We start from the raw sequence: 13,841 nt of genomic DNA, 5'->3' as shown, positions 1-13,841 counted from the left end.
CTAGGCCGCCGCGCCGCCATTGGCGGCGTTGGCGGCCGCCAGGATGCGTTCCAGCTCGCCCATGTCGACCGGTTTCACCAGGTGATGGTCGAAACCGGCGCTGCGGCTGGCCTCGCGGTCCTGGGCCTGGCCATAGCCGGTGACCGCCACCAGCAGCGTTCCGGAGGTGGCCGGCAGCGCGCGCAGGCGGCGCGCCAGTTCGTGCCCGTCCATGCCGGGCAGGCCGATGTCGAGCAGGCAGGCGTCGGGCGCGAACGTCCCGGCGCGCGCCAGCGCCGCGAACGGGTCGTGCTCGACCGCGACTTCGTGGCCGGCGGCGCCGACGTACATCGCCAGCACCTGGGCCGCGTCGACGTTGTCGTCCACCACCAATACCTTCAGGGCATGCGCGGAAGCTGCCTGCGCCACGCCGGCTCCGGCGCCGGGCGCGCCCGCGCTGCGCTCGGCGCAGCGCGGCAGGGTCACGGTGAAGGTGCTGCCCTGGCCCTGGCCGGGGCTCTCCACCGCCACGCTGCCGCCGTGCAGCTGGACCAGGCTGCGCACCAGCGCCAGCCCGATGCCCAGGCCGCCCTGGGTGCGGTCCGGGGTGCGCTCGCCCTGCACGAACATCTCGAAGGCGCGCTCCAGCTCGTGCGGCAGCATGCCGATGCCGTTGTCGGCGACGACGATGCGCAGCGTTTTTTCCTCGAGTTCGAGCGCCACCTTGACGTGGCCGCCGGAGGCGGTGAACTTGACCGCGTTGTGCAGCAGGTTGCCGATCACCTGCACCAGGCGCTTGCGGTCGCCCATCACCCAGGCCGGCGCCGGCAGCAGCGCGGTCTCCAGGTGGTGCCGCTTCTGGTGCAGCGGTTCGCCTACCTGTTCCAGCGCCTCGAGCACCACCTCGTTGACGTCGATGCGGGCCTTCGACAGCGCCACCAGGCCGCGCGTCACGCGCGAGACGTCCAGCAGGTCGTCGACCAGGCCGGCCATGTGACGCGCCTGGCGCGCGATGATGCCGCTGATCTGGCGCGTGCGCCCCGGATCCAGGCCGTCCTGGCCCAGCAGCTGGGCGCCCGAGGCGATCGGGGCCAGGGGATTCCTCAGTTCGTGCGCCAGCATGGCCAGGAATTCGTTCTTGCGGCGGTCGGCCTCGCGCAAGCCTTCCTCGGCGTTGACGCGGTCGGTGACGTCCTGGATGGTGCCGCGCACGGCCGTCACCCGGCCCTCGGCATCGTGCACCGCTTCGCAATGCAGGTCGATCCAGATGCGGTGGCCCTCGCCGTGCAGCACCTGAATCTGCAGGCGGCCGTTGCCGCCGTCGCGTTCGAGCTCGCGCAGCAGGGCTTCGACGCGTTCCCACGATTCCTCGGGCAGCACGGCGCCGCGCTGCTGCGCGAAGGGCGGCAACTCGCGCCCGTAGATAAAGGGAACCGAGTCCGAGGTCTCGACCGCGCCGGTCGCCAGCGTCAGGTGCCAGGTGCCGAAGCGCGCCATCCGGTGCGCGTCGCGCAGCTCGGCTTCCTTGACCGCCAGCGCCTGGGCGCGTTCGCCCAGCAGCCGGGATGCCGCGCCGATCGCCTCGGCTACCTCGGCCGTCTCCTTGACGTAGGTCTGCGTGAAGCGCGGGGAATCCTCGCCCTTGCCCAGCGCCACCGCCGGCGCCGTCAGGCCCTGGACCGAGCTGGCCAGCCGGCCGCCGATCTGCCACGCCAGCCACAGGCCGATCGCGAACAGCAGGGTAATGCCGGTCAGGAGCGCCGCCAGCGGCTCGAACATGGCCTGATTCAGGTTCTCGCGCGGCACGCCGATCGCCACGTGCCAGCCGGTGACGCGCGAGCGCGAGTAGAAGGTCAGCAGGGTGGTGCCTTCCTGCGACACCGAGGGCACGACGCCTTCGCGCGCGCGCAGGATGGCGCGGTACAGGGGATCGGTGACGCGCTTGCCGACGAACAGTTCGGGGCTGAGGTTGCGCGCGAAGATGGTGCCGGCGGCGTCGATCACCGAGGCGCGCGCGCCGTCCGACACCGCCTTGGGCGACAGCATGTCGTCGAAGTAGTCGGGCCGCACGCCGATGCTCAGCACGTAGGCGATGCGGCCGTCGACCAGGACCGGGACGTTGACGCTGACGGTGGGGCGCTGGAGCACCGCGCTGGTGAAGACGTTCGAGATCGAGGGTCTGCCGCTGGCGAACACGTTTTCGAGCTGCTGCGTGTGTTCGACCGGGAGCGGGGCGCCATACGGACGGCTGGTGTTGAAGATCTGCTGTCCGCTGCGGTCCCGCAGGACGGCGCTCATGCCGGAGTCGGCCAGCCGCAGGGCTTCGCGCGCCTGGCGGTGCGCGCGCGAGAGGTCGGCGCTTTGCAGCGCGTCGAAGGTCGACAGGGTCTGGGCGATCGCCTGCGCCTGCAGCAGCTTGCTGTCGACCGTATGCACCAGCGCGCGCACGGTCTGCATGGTGTTGCGTTCGTACTGGGCGCGGCTCTTGCGGTATTGATCGATGAACAATAGCGAGGCGCCGACCACGCCCGGCAGCAGGGTCGCCAGGACGAGCCAGAGCAGGTAGGCCCGCAGCGGCCTGCGGGTCATGGTGGAGGAGGCGCCAGTCACATTGCTTTCCAGAACGTTTGAACCGGCGATTCTACGCGCAATCGTCCCGGAACACACTGTCGGCGCGGTCGCGTGCGGCAGTCGCCACGATGGCGCGACATCGCGGCGCGCGGCTGCCGCGGCTCAGGCGCGGCTGCGGGTGAACAGCGTCTTGTAGTAGATCGCCGTCGCGTGCCAGCGGCCATTCGGGGTGCAGGCGTACTCGGGCAGTTCGCCGACCCGCTGGTAGCCGGTCTTGCGGTACAGCTGCTCGGCGTCGGATCCGGCCGCCGTGTCGAGGAACAGCAGGCCGCGGCGCAGCGCCAGCGCCTCGATCTCGAGCGCCTGCATCAGGGCGGTGCCGATGCCCTTGCGGCGCTCGGTGCAATGCACCAGCACCTTCTGCACCTCGGCGCGGTTGTTGCCGTTGGGTTTCAGGCACAGGTCGAGCTGGGCGCTGCCGACCAGGTTGCCGTCGCGCTCGGCCGCCAGCAGCACGCGCCGCCCGGCCCCGACCTCGTCCGCCACGCCCTGCCAATAGGCGTCGAGCCCGTCCTGGTCGAGACCGTTGAGAAAGCCGAGCGAATGGCCATCGGCGACGGCATCGAGCAGCAGCGTGGCCAGTTGCGGCTTGCGTTCGGCGATGGCGCGCGGGTCGAGTCGGCGGATGATCATGAGGGGCTCCTGTCGGGTGGATGGGGCGCCGGGGCTGGCGCGACGGATAGCAATTTCCTAAGCACAATTTATGCCATACACAACTCGTGCATGGCGCATCGGCGGGTCAAAACCGTTGCAGCGACGTCATAACTGAAGCGAAATCGAATGAAAATTTACAGTTCTTAACACTTGTCCATCGACAGTCAAACACGAAAAAGGTAGCGTGTTTCCTTTGGGAAATTCAGTAAAACCGGTGAGTTGAGCCATGGGACACGATATGGAAACAAATAGCGACAATGAAGTGCTGTCTTTCCGCCTTGGAAAGGAAGAGTACGCGATCAGCATCCTCAAGGTGCAGGAGATTCGCGGATACGACACGCCGACCCGCGTCGCCAGCGCGCCGGATTACCTGAAGGGCATCATCAATCTGCGCGGCGCCATTGTTCCGATCGTCGACATGCGCCTGAAGTTCGGCATCGGCGAGGCGATGTATGACGCTTTTACCGTGGTGATCATCCTGAACATCGAGCATCACGTGATCGGCATGGTGGTCGACAGCGTTTCGGACGTGGTGACCCTGACCCCGGAGCAGGTGCGGCCCGCCCCCGAGATGCAGGCCACGCTGGACGGCAACTGCCTGCTCGGCCTGGGCACCGTGGACGAGCGGATGCTGATCCTGCTCGATATCGACAAACTGATGCAGTCCGACGAGCTCGGACTGGTGGCGGCGCTGCCGCGCGCGGCTTGAGGAAGGCACGAACATGAAACTGGCAAACCTGAACATCGGCAAGCGCCTGGCGCTGGGCTATGGCGTGATCTGCGCCATGCTGGTGGTGATGATCGTGATGAGCAATGCGATGCTGGGCCGGATCAATGCCGGCACCGACGAGATCGTCCATGGTCGCATGCCGCGCATCGCGCTGACCAACCAGATGCAGGCCGAGATCAACGACATCGCGATCGCGCTGCGCAATATGCTGCTGAGCGACGATGCGGCCGACCACGAGCGCCAGGTGCGCGACATCATGGCGTCGCGCGCGGCGATGGACGACATCCTGGCCAAGCTGAAGGACGCGCTGCACAACCCGCAGGCGCTGGCGCTGCTCGAGCAGATGCGCAACGAGACCGCGCAATACAAAACGGGGCAGGACGCCATCATCCGCCACGTCGCCGCCGGCGACGCGGAGGCGGCGCGCACGCTGCTGAGCGAAGAGCTGCGTCCGCTGCTGGTGCGGCTGAAGGGGGCGACCAGGGAGCAGACCGCCCTGCAGAACGAGATCGCCGACGCCGCGGCGCGCGATGCCGAAGCCACCTACCGCAACACCAGCGCGATGATGTGGGGCCTCGGCGCCGCGGCGCTGGTCCTGGCCACCCTGGTGGCCTGGTGGATCACCCGCTCGATCACGCGTCCGCTCGGCCGCGCGCTGGAAGTGGCCAATACCGTGGCCGCGGGCGACCTGACCAGCCGCATCGAGGTCACCACGCGCGACGAGACCGGCCAGCTGCTGCAGGCCCTCAAGACCATGAACGAGAGCCTGGCGCGCACCGTCGGCACCGTGCGCGTGGGCACCGACACCATCGCGGTGGCCGCCGGCCAGGTGGCGGTGGGCAGCCAGGACCTGTCGAGCCGCACCGAGCAGCAGGCCTCGGCGCTGGAAGAAGCGGCGTCCTCGATGGAAGAGCTGACCTCGACCGTGCGCCAGAACGCCGACAATGCGCGCCAGGCCAATATGCTGGCCGACGCCGCATCGAACGTGGCGGCCCGTGGCGGCGCCGTGATCGCGCAGGTGGTGGGCACCATGGACGCCATCAATGCTTCCTCGGCCAAGATCAACGACATCATCGGCGTCATCGACGGCATCGCCTTCCAGACCAATATCCTGGCGCTGAACGCGGCGGTCGAAGCGGCGCGCGCGGGCGAGCAGGGCCGAGGTTTCGCCGTGGTGGCGAGCGAGGTGCGCAACCTGGCCCAGCGTTCGGCGGCGGCGGCCAAGGAGATCAAGGGGCTCATCGGCGACTCGAGCGGCAAGGTGGCCGACGGCAGCCGCCTGGTGGCCGAAGCCGGCGCCACGATGGCGGAGATCGTCGACAGCGTGCGCCGCGTGACCGACATCATGGGCGAGATCAGTTCCGCCAGCCTGGAGCAGACCGAGGGCATCGAGCAGATCAACGCGGCGGTGGCGCAGATGGACGAGGGCACGCAGCAGAATGCGGCCCTGGTCGAGGAAGCGGCGGCCGCTGCGGCGGCACTGCGCGAGCAGTCGACCCGGCTGGCGCAGGCGGTGTCGGTGTTCCGGATCGATGGCGAGCAGATGCTGGCGGCGTCGACCGCCGCGGTGGACGCATCGCCGGCTCCGGTCCGTCCAGCGCTGACCGTGCGGAAGCCAGCCCCGAGGCCGGTCTCCACGCGAGGAAAAGCGACGGCGGACGCGGGAGCGTGGGAAGAATTCTGACGTCGTCACCGGCCCACGAGGAGGCAGGCCGCGGCCTGCCTTGTTTTCGCCTGGCGGTGGCGATCCACGCGCCACCCACTCTTTTTTGAACTGGAAAATATTTATTCAACTTTGTAAGGACTGAACACCTACATGAAACTGGAGAACCTTCATATCGGCAAGCGCCTGGGCCTTGGATTCGGCGCCGTCGGCCTGATGCTGGTCGTGATGCTCGGCCTGAGCAACGTCATGCTCGCCCGCGTCAACGACGGCACCCGCATGCTCGTCACCAACCGCATTCCCGCGATCGACGCGACCGCGCGTCTCGAGTCCGAAAACAACAATATCGCGCTCGCGCTGCGCAACATGATGCTCAACGCCGATGCGGCCGACCGCCAGAAGCAGGTCGACCAGATCATGGCCTCGCGCAAGATCATGGACGAGATGCTGGCCGCGCTGCGCACGACCATCACCACGCCGCAAGGACGCGAGATCCTGGAGCGGATGGCGGCTGCGAACACCGGCTACCTGGCGGGCCAGGATGGGCTGCTCAAGCTGATCGCCGCCGGCGACGACGAGGGTGCGCGCAACTATCTGGTGCGCGAACTGCGTCCGCGCCTGGCGCAACTCAAGGGCGCCACCGCCGAGCAGACCAAGCTGCAGAAGGAGCTCAGCGTGCGCGCCGGGAATGAGGCCGAGGCGACCTATCGCAGCACGACCTGGCTGATGTCGATCGTGGGCGCGCTGGCGCTGGCGCTGGCCGCCGTGGTCGCGTGGTGGATCACGCGCTCGATCACGCGTCCCCTGGTGCGCGCGCTGGACGTGGCCAATACCGTGGCCGCGGGCGACCTGACCAGCCGTATCGACGTCACCAGCCGTGACGAGACCGGCCAATTGCTGCAGGCCCTCAAGAGCATGAACGAAAGCCTGGCGCGCACCGTGGGCACCGTGCGCGTGGGCACCGACACCATCGCGGTCGCCGCCGGCCAGGTGGCGGCGGGCAGCCGCGACCTGTCCAGCCGCACCGAACAGCAGGCGTCGGCGCTGGAAGAGACGGCATCGTCGATGGAAGAGCTGACCTCGACCGTCAAGCAGAACGCCGACAATGCGCGCCAGGCCAACAAGCTGGCCGAGTCGGCGTCGAACGTCGCCGCGCGCGGCGGTGAAGTCATTCACCAGGTCGTCAATACGATGGACGCGATCAATGCATCGTCCAGCAAGATCAACGACATCATCGGCGTCATCGACGGCATCGCCTTCCAGACCAATATCCTGGCGCTGAACGCGGCGGTGGAGGCGGCGCGCGCCGGCGAGCAGGGCAGGGGCTTCGCCGTGGTGGCGACCGAGGTGCGCAACCTGGCCCAGCGCTCGGCGGCGGCGGCCAAGGAAATCAAGGGGCTCATCGGCGACTCGAGCGGCAAGGTCGCCGACGGCAGCCGCCTGGTGGCCGAGGCGGGCGCGACGATGCAGGAGATCGTCGAGAGCGTGCGCCGCGTCACCGACATCATGGCCGAGATCAGCGCGGCCAGCCAGGAACAGACGGCCGGCATCGAACAGATCAACGGCGCGGTGGCGCAGATGGACGAAGGCACGCAGCAGAACGCCGCCCTGGTGGAAGAAGCCGCTGCGGCGTCGGCCTCGATGCAGGAGCAGGCGGCCAGGCTGGCGCAGGCGGTGGCGGTGTTCCGGATCGATGGCGAGCAGGCGCGGGCGGCGGCGGACATGGCGCCTGGCGTGGCGGCAACCCCGCAGCGTGTCCTGGTGACGACGCAGACGAAGCCGGCGCCACGGGTGGCGCCGGCACGGACGGCCGTGCAGCCGGCAACTGCCAAGGCCAGGACGCCCGTTACTGCGGGAGAGTGGGAAGAGTTCTGATTCCAGGACGTCCAACAAAAAACGGCAAGCCCAGGCTTGCCGTTTTTTTTGTAATTCTTGACATCAAACATTGTCAGAAACTTTGCATATCGTCCAAAAAACCTGGCTTTCAGTCCAATATTCCCGTTTTGTTAGCGTGCACACATCGTCATAGTACGAACTGGAACTTACTCTAATTTCCGATTGGCAATATCTATTATTAGACTGGAAATGAGGAGTACGACCATGAAGTTAGCAAACCTGAGTATTGGCAAGCGCCTGGCGCTGGGTTTCGGCGCCGTCAGCCTGATGCTGGTGCTGATCAGCGCCCTGAGCAACGCCTCCATCCTGCGCCTGAACAACGGCACCAGGGAGATCGTCGAGCACCGCATCCCGGCCATCGAGATGAGCAACCGGGTCGAGGCCCAGATCAGCATCATCGCCATCGCCGTGCGCAACATGATGCTCAACGACGATCCGGCCGACCGCCAGCGGCAGGTCCAGGCGATCGAGGACGCGCGCAAGGTGATGACCGCGACCCTGGTCGAGATCGAGCCGACCCTGATGGCGCACGCCGAATCGATCGGCATCCTGCGCCGCATGGAAACGGCCAGCGCCAGCTACCTGGCCGGCGCCGACCAGCTGGTCAAGCTGATCCAGGCCAGCGAGGACGCGCAGGCCAGGGCATACCTGGTCAACGAGCTGCGTCCGCGCCTGGGCATCCTGAAGGAAGCCACCGGCGCCGAGCTGGCGCTGCAAAAGCAGTTCAGCGCGGCGGCGGCGCAGGACGCGGCCGCGACCTACGGCAGCACCATCCGCCAGACCTGGGGCCTGGGCCTGTTCGCGCTGGCGCTGGGCGCGGGCATCGCCGTCTGGATCACGCGCTCGATCACGCGCCCGCTCGGCCAGGCGCTGGAAGTGGCCAATACCGTCGCCGCGGGCGACCTGACCAGCCGCATCGAGGTCACCACCCGCGACGAAACGGGCCAGCTGCTGCAGGCCCTGAAGACCATGAACGACAGCCTGGCGCGCACCGTCGGCGCCGTGCGCGCCGGCACCGACACCATCGCGGTCGCGGCCGAGCAGGTCGCCGCCGGCAGCCTGGATCTGTCGAGCCGCACCGAACAGCAGGCGGGCGCGCTGGAAGAAACCGCGTCGTCGATGGAAGAGCTGACCTCGACCGTGCGCCAGAACGCCGACAATGCGCGCCAGGCCAACAAGCTGGCCGAATCGGCGTCCGGCGTGGCCGCGCGCGGCGGCGAAGTCATCCACCAGGTGGTCGGCACGATGGACGAGATCCAGGCGTCTTCCAGCAAGATCGGCGACATCATCGGCGTCATCGACGGCATCGCCTTCCAGACCAATATCCTGGCGCTGAACGCGGCGGTCGAAGCGGCGCGTGCCGGCGAGCAGGGCCGCGGCTTCGCCGTGGTGGCGACCGAGGTGCGCAACCTGGCCCAGCGCTCGGCGGCGGCGGCCAAGGAAATCAAGGAGCTCATCGGCGACTCGAGCGACAAGGTGGCCAACGGCAGCCGGCTGGTGGCTCAGGCCGGCGCCACGATGGAGGAGATCGTCGACAGCGTGCGCCGCGTGACCGACATCATGGCCGAGATCAGCGCGGCCAGCCTGGAGCAGACCGCCGGCATCGAGCAGATCAACGGGGCGGTGGCGCAGATGGACGAAGGCACGCAGCAGAACGCGGCCCTGGTCGAGGAAACCGCCGCCGCATCGAATGCGATGCAGGAGCAGGCGGCGCGGCTGGCGCAGGCGGTGGCGGTGTTCCGGATCGCTGCCGGCCCGGCCGTGGAAGCGCCACGGCCCGTCGTCCGGGCGCCGGCGTCCAGGCGCCCTGCGGTTGCCGGTCCTGCGGCGGCGCCGGCGTTCTGAAGAAATCGAACGACAAAGAAATCGACAGGCCAAACAAAAACGGCAAGCCGCAAGGCTTGCCGTTTTTGTTGGCGTATTTCTTTGCAACCCGCACCGGGTGACGGGCACCCGGCTTGAGGCAGAGTCGCTTAGAACGAGTGACGCACGCCGATGTTGTAGACCTGTGGGTCCGCGCCGAAGGCGGTTGCAGGCAGGGCGATCGCGTTGCCCGAGCCAGCCAGCGTGAACACGCCGGTGCCGTTGTTGCGCAGTTTGGCGTACGAAGCGTACACGTTGGTGCGCTTCGACAGGGTGTAGGTGTAGGCCAGGGTGACTGCCTTGCCTTCCGCATCGCCCAGTTCCTGCTCTTGCTGCTGGTAGTTCAGGTAGACGCGGCTGGCGCCGAAGCCGTACGACACGCCGGCGTTCATCTGCTCGTACTTGTTGTCGATGCCGTTGGCGAATTCAGGATCGGCCGCCAGGTAGCCGCCGCGCAGTTCGAAGTTGCCGAACTTGTAGCCCAGGCCGACGCCGTATTCCTTGCTGTCGCCGCTCGGCAGGTCTTCACGATTCTGGTAGCCGGCGCCGACGTAGAAGCCCGCGTTCGCGTATTCCAGCGCCACACCGGTGATGTCGCCGGTATCCTGCAGGTCGGTCTCGTTACGCTCGCCCGCGCCGTAGGCTGCGCGCAGGGTGAAGCCGTTCAGGGCATTGCTCTGGTAGTTGACCGAGTTGTCCAGGCGGCGGGTCAGGCGGTTGGTGCCGAACGATGCCAGGTTCGAGCCGTAGAAGCCCTGGCCCAGGGTGTCCGAAGCGCTGGCGACGGCGGCGATCGGACCGTATTCACGGCCGACGGTCACGGTGCCGAAGGCGCCTTGCAGGCCGACCACGGCGCGGCGGTCGAACATGCGCGAGTTGGTCGCGCCGGTGTCGGCGGCGATCGCGGCTTCGATGTTGAACAGGGCTTTCAGGCCATTGCCCAGGTCTTCGGTGCCACGGAAGCCGAGACGGCTTGCCGACTGGGTGCCCGACGACACGACGGTGCGGCTGCTTTCGCCTGGCGCATCGTTGTTCTCGACGCCGATCGAAGCGTCGATCAAGCCGTACATGGTGACGCTGGTTTGTGCTTGGGCGACCAGCGGCAGTGCCGACACGATGGCGATGGCAAGAATTTTGTGCTTCATGGATGTCTCTCCAGTGTTTGTTTGTGAAATAGCCTATCCATCATGACATGCCAAGTGGACATTTGTCATCGGGCACGGTCCAATCGGAACAGGGTCGAAACCCCTCATTGACAAGCGAAAATTGCCCTTGTTTGACACCGCTTTTCATAGGAGAACCCTGTATTGGCGGGCTTTCTGTGAGCCTAGCGCAGGCGCGCCGCGCACTTTCAAATAATTGCCAATAATCAACTTATTGCGTTGCAATAACGCCACATTTTCGCCCTTGACATCTGTTGCAGTGCGCAATAACGGTGCGGGCTCGATGCGGAGCGGTAAACGGCAGCCGCCGCCGAAGCGTGCATGGATAGCGGCTTACGCTATTGCCGAAGATAAAATGGCAGTTCATATCGTTGTCATCGCACTATGCTTATGCGTTTTTTTGCACCGCGGTAGTGCATCGCGGTTTGCAGTTCCAGCGTCATCTTTCACGAGGAGCTTGACAGAAGCCTCGATACTTAAATCGGTATCGGAGCGCCAGAAAAATTGATTGGAACGTTCTCGATGGGCCGCCTACCATCATTGTCGAGTAGTACATAAATACAGCCGGATACCGGCATATAACGACAAAGGAGACATATGAAACGGTATGCACCGGGCTTCGTCACGCCCGTACTTTCCCCTGCCTCTCGGCCTGCTTCTCGTCCTGCTTCTCGTCCTTCTTCCCGCCGCTTCGCCCTGCGCGCCACCGTCGCCGCCCTGGCCGGCGCCGGCCTCGGCCTGACGTGCGCCACCGCGGGCGCCCAAGAAGCCGTCCCGCCCGACGCCGTGGTGACCGTCACCGGCACCCGCCAGGCCGCCCAGAGCGCCCAGGCCATCAAGCGCGACGCCGAGCAGCTGCTCGACTCCATCGTCGCCGACGACATCGGCAAGTTCCCCGACAAGAACGTGGCCGAGATCCTGGGCCGGGTGCCGGGCGTGCAGGTGATCCGCCAGAACGGCGAAGCGGGCAACGTCGTCATTCGTGGCCTGGGCGGCATCGTCACCCTGTACAACGGCCGCGAGATGTTCACCGCCGCCGGCCGCAGCCTGTTCCTGGCCGACGTGCCCGTGGCGATGCTGCAGCGGGTCGACGTCTATAAGTCGCAGGGCGCCGACATGGTCGAAGGCGGCACCTCGGGCGTGATCGACGTGCGCACTAACCGTCCGTTCGACTTCAAGGGGTCCCAGGCCGCCTTCAACGTGCGCGGCGAACACCGCGACAAGGCCGACAAGGTCGACCCGAACGTCTCCGGCCTGCTGTCGAACCGCTGGAAGAGCGGCATCGGCGAGATCGGGGTGCTGGGCGGCCTGTCCTACCAGCGCGGACGCTACCACGACGAAACCGCCTTCGTCGGCGAGCCGCGCACCCTCGACAGCGGCGTGATCGGCGCGCCGTCGATGGGGCGGGTGATGACCGGCGGCGACCGCGAACGCCTGGCCGGCAACCTGTCGGTCCAGTGGCGGCCGACGAGAGACCTCGAGGTCTATGCCGAGAGCTTCTCGACCAGGATCGAGCACGATTCGCAGAGCATCTTTTTTGTTGGCGACCTGCCGATCAACAACCCGGGAGCGACGGTCACCACCATGCCCGGCTCGAACTACCTGGGCTCGATCAGCCACCCGGACGTGAATACCTTCACCCTGAGCTCGACCCAGGCGCGGCGCGAGGTCGCCGAGACCCACCAGGCGGCGGTCGGCGCGATCTGGAAGGCGATGCCCGGGGTACGCGTGAGCACCGAGTTGGTTCGCACGATCAGCAAGCACGGCATGAAGAACCCGATCCTGGACACCGTGATGGACCGCTCCAAGGCCATCCACGCCGAGGTGCGCGACGGCGGCGGCTACCTCGAGTACCCGGGCACCGATATGACGGACCCTGCCAACTGGACCATGTTCGCCCTGTTCGACAACCACAACCGCTCGCGCGGCGCGGCCAACGACTGGCGCGGCGACGTGGCCTGGACGCCTGAGAATGACGGCTTCTTCAGGGAACTCAGCGCCGGGGTGCGCTACGCGGAACGCGACGCCACTTTCGTCCACGAGCTCAATGGCCACTCGCCGGCTCCCAATCTGTGGTCGCCGAACGCCATCCGCGTCACCGACTTCCCGGGCCTGAACTGCACCAGCCCCGAGACCGGCGGCAACTATGGCATGAACCAGTTCTACGCGCCCTGCATGGATTACCTGCTGGACCACACCGGCGACATCCGCCAGGCGATCCGTGGCGACCGCGATCCGCGGCCGGACAATCCGCAATCGTTCTATGCCGACCGCGAACAGACCAGCGCCATCTACCTGAAGGCCAATTTCGGCTTCGACGCCTGGTCGCTGCCGATCGACGGCACCGCCGGCCTGCGCTACGTGAAGACGAAGCAGCGCATCAGTGGCTTCTCGGCGCGCGAGGGCGTGGTGTCGCCGACCACGGTCTCGTCCACCACCAGCGACGTGCTCCCGAGCCTGTCGCTGCGGGTTCACTTTCGCCAGGACCTGATCGGCCGCCTGTCGGCCAGCAAGGCGATCGAGCGCGCGCCGTTCGCCGACTATAACCCGGGCCTGGCGCTGTTCCCGTCGACCACGACCACCCTGGCGACCGGCACCGCAGGCAACCCGGACCTCAAGCCGCAAGAGGCGCGCAACGTCGACCTGGCCCTGGAATGGTATTTCGCGCCGGCCGGCTCGATCACCGGCACGCTGTTCCAGCACGACTACGACAACTACCTGCGCCGCAGCGCGCGGCCCGAGGTGCACGATGGCGACACCTATAACGTCAGCCGCCCGTATAACGCGGTCGAGGGCAAGCTGAAGGGCGCCGAACTGGCCTACCAGCAGTTCTACACGCAGCTCCCGGGCTGGCTGGGCGGGCTGGGCATGCAGGCCAACGTGACCTGGATGGATGGCGGCCTGGCCGAGGCGGACGGCACCATCAACACCTTCGCCGGCATGTCGAAGCTGTCGGCCAACGTGGTCGCCCTGTACGAGTACGGCAAGTGGTCGGCGCGCCTGGCCTACAGCTGGCGCGACAAGTTCACCGCCGAGTACAACTACCGCGCGCTGCCGTACAACATCGTCGTCGACCCGCTCAAGACCCTGGACGCTTCGGTGTCGTACAAGCTGACCGACAGCCTGACCCTGACCCTGGACGGCAGCAACCTGCTGGACCAGGCCTACCACGACTACCACAGCGTGCCGCAGCTGCCGCGCGACGTGCGCCGCTATGACCGGGTGGTGGGGCTGGCGCTCAGGTGGCGTAACTGAAGGAGCA

At 66.9% G+C, this 13,841-nt stretch carries 8 protein-coding genes; 5 read left to right on the top strand and 3 right to left on the bottom strand.

The annotated features are described in order from the left end of the window. Both LO55_RS00980 and LO55_RS00975 read right to left on the bottom strand, forming a co-directional pair. Positions 1 to 2,589: a hybrid sensor histidine kinase/response regulator gene (locus LO55_RS00980; RefSeq protein ID WP_229410013.1), complete on the bottom strand. Its 2,589-nt coding sequence runs from the start codon at positions 2,587 to 2,589 to the stop codon at positions 1 to 3. A 123-nt stretch (positions 2,590 to 2,712) separates the two neighbouring features. Beyond that, a complete protein-coding gene (locus LO55_RS00975) occupies positions 2,713 to 3,243 on the bottom strand; it encodes a GNAT family N-acetyltransferase (protein WP_071360093.1) in 531 nt (176 codons plus the stop codon). Positions 3,244 to 3,502: 259 nt separating this feature from the next. Here LO55_RS00975 and LO55_RS00970 point away from each other — a divergent pair, with 259 nt between their 5' ends. From LO55_RS00970 to LO55_RS00955, 4 genes are all read left to right on the top strand, one after another. Continuing rightward, positions 3,503 to 3,973: a chemotaxis protein CheW gene (locus LO55_RS00970; RefSeq protein WP_229410011.1), complete on the top strand. Its 471-nt coding sequence runs from the start codon at positions 3,503 to 3,505 to the stop codon at positions 3,971 to 3,973. A gap of 13 nt (positions 3,974 to 3,986) precedes the next feature. After that, a complete protein-coding gene (locus LO55_RS00965) occupies positions 3,987 to 5,678 on the top strand; it encodes a methyl-accepting chemotaxis protein (protein WP_071360091.1) in 1,692 nt (563 codons plus the stop codon). A gap of 132 nt (positions 5,679 to 5,810) precedes the next feature. Then, on the top strand, positions 5,811 to 7,532 hold the full coding sequence (locus LO55_RS00960) for a methyl-accepting chemotaxis protein (RefSeq protein WP_071360090.1): 1,722 nt from the start codon (positions 5,811 to 5,813) through the stop codon (positions 7,530 to 7,532). A 225-nt stretch (positions 7,533 to 7,757) separates the two neighbouring features. Further along, positions 7,758 to 9,398, top strand: coding sequence for a methyl-accepting chemotaxis protein (locus LO55_RS00955; protein ID WP_071360089.1), 1,641 nt, complete (start codon positions 7,758 to 7,760; stop codon positions 9,396 to 9,398). Between the two features lie 128 nt (positions 9,399 to 9,526). On the opposite strand, the gene LO55_RS00950 is transcribed toward LO55_RS00955, so the two are convergent. After that, entirely contained in the window at positions 9,527 to 10,561 is a 1,035-nt protein-coding gene (locus LO55_RS00950; protein WP_071360088.1) for a porin, read from the bottom strand. Positions 10,562 to 11,176: 615 nt separating this feature from the next. On the opposite strand from LO55_RS00950, the gene LO55_RS00945 reads away from it, so the two are divergent. Continuing rightward, on the top strand, positions 11,177 to 13,834 hold the full coding sequence (locus LO55_RS00945) for a TonB-dependent receptor (protein WP_071360087.1): 2,658 nt from the start codon (positions 11,177 to 11,179) through the stop codon (positions 13,832 to 13,834). Positions 13,835 to 13,841 lie beyond the last annotated feature (7 nt).

Source organism: Massilia timonae (genome assembly GCF_001866515.1).
Taxonomy (GTDB): domain Bacteria; phylum Pseudomonadota; class Gammaproteobacteria; order Burkholderiales; family Burkholderiaceae_D; genus Telluria; species Telluria timonae.
The sequence above is the reverse complement of the archived record's forward strand: the minus strand, read 5'-3'. Positions and strand labels throughout refer to the sequence as shown.

Excerpts from the sequence above, each read along its gene's own strand:
- LO55_RS00945 (WP_071360087.1), top strand. The coding sequence starts at position 11,177 with ATGAAACGGTATGCACCGGGCTTCGTCACGCCCGTACTTTCCCCTGCC.
- LO55_RS00975 (WP_071360093.1), bottom strand. The coding sequence starts at position 3,243 with ATGATCATCCGCCGACTCGACCCGCGCGCCATCGCCGAACGCAAGCCG.
- LO55_RS00955 (WP_071360089.1), top strand. The coding sequence starts at position 7,758 with ATGAAGTTAGCAAACCTGAGTATTGGCAAGCGCCTGGCGCTGGGTTTC.
- LO55_RS00960 (WP_071360090.1), top strand. The coding sequence starts at position 5,811 with ATGAAACTGGAGAACCTTCATATCGGCAAGCGCCTGGGCCTTGGATTC.
- LO55_RS00970 (WP_229410011.1), top strand. The coding sequence starts at position 3,503 with ATGGAAACAAATAGCGACAATGAAGTGCTGTCTTTCCGCCTTGGAAAG.
- LO55_RS00950 (WP_071360088.1), bottom strand. The coding sequence starts at position 10,561 with ATGAAGCACAAAATTCTTGCCATCGCCATCGTGTCGGCACTGCCGCTG.
- LO55_RS00965 (WP_071360091.1), top strand. The coding sequence starts at position 3,987 with ATGAAACTGGCAAACCTGAACATCGGCAAGCGCCTGGCGCTGGGCTAT.